This is a genomic window from Streptomyces klenkii (genome assembly GCF_003626645.1).
GTDB classification, from domain to species: Bacteria; Actinomycetota; Actinomycetes; order Streptomycetales; family Streptomycetaceae; genus Streptomyces; species Streptomyces klenkii.
The window spans coordinates 1-1052 of sequence record NZ_RBAM01000197.1; the positions used below are offsets into that span (position 1 = coordinate 1).

At 76.8% G+C, this 1052-nt stretch carries 1 pseudogene; it reads right to left on the minus strand.

Annotation, left to right across the window (positions count from 1 at the left end):
- Positions 1 to 202 precede the first annotated feature (202 nt).
- Positions 203 to 958, minus strand: a pseudogene (locus D7231_RS35740) (aminotransferase class I/II-fold pyridoxal phosphate-dependent enzyme); the annotation flags it as partial.
- Between the last annotated feature and the right edge of the window lie 94 nt (positions 959 to 1052).

Consider the following 1052-nt stretch of genomic DNA (forward strand, 5'->3'; position numbering starts at 1 on the left):
GACGGCCCGTTCCAGTGCCTGCCACCCGGCCACGTCCAGCGGCCGGTCATCGCCGAAACGCGCGTCCAGCAGGGAAGATCCCCGGGCGGCGGCGATGAGCGTGACGAGCATGGCGCGATGGTAGGGCGAGGTGAACCGGACCACCACTACGGATGCGTAAATCCTGTAAGGCCCGTGCGCGCCTCTTCCGCGAAGGGGCTCCTCAGGCGGTCGGGAGGCCCGTTTCCGCGCAGGCGCGGGCCAGGCGGTCGACGCCCTCGGCGAGGTCGGTGAGGCTCGCGGCGGGGGCGAAGCTGAGGCGCAGGTGCGGGGCGGGGCGCTCGGCCGGGAAGTAGGGGCGGCCGGGGGCCACGGCCACGCCGGCGCGCAGGGCCGCCGCCGCCAGCGCCGTCTCGTCGGTGCCGGGCGGCAGGCCGGCCCACAGGTGGTAGCCGCCGCGCGGGAGGTGCGGCAGGGACAGCGCGGGCAGGCGGGCGGCGAGCGCGGTCGCCAGGGCGTCGCGCCGCACCCGCAGCTCGCGGGCCACCGCGCGCAGGTGGCGGCCCCAGGCCGGGGAGTTGACGAACTCCAGGGCGGTCTCCTGGAGCGGGCGCGGCACGAAGAAGCTGTCCACGATCTGGATCGCCCGCAGCCGCTCGGCGGCCGGGCCGCGCGCCGCGAGGGCGCCGACGCGCAGGCTGGGGGAGGCGATCTTGGTCAGCGAGCAGACGTGCACCACCGCGCCGTCGCGGTCCTGCGCCGCGAGGGTGGGCGGCAGCGGCCCGGCGTCCTCGTGGGCGAGGCGGCGCGCGAAGTCGTCCTCCAGCACGAACGCGCCCGCGGCCCGCGCGGCGGCCAGGACCTCGGCGCGGCGCGCGGGCGCGTAGGCCCCGCCCGTGGGGTTCTGGAACAGCGGCTGGCAGACGAAGACCCGCGCCCCGCTGGCGGCGAAGGCGCGTTCGAGCAGGCCGGGGCGCACAGATCGGACGATCGTCGTCTAGGGAAAGCGTCCACCCCCCTGTTTATCCCGCGGCGCCCCGCGGCTCCTTAACCAAACTAGCCGCCCGATGTCC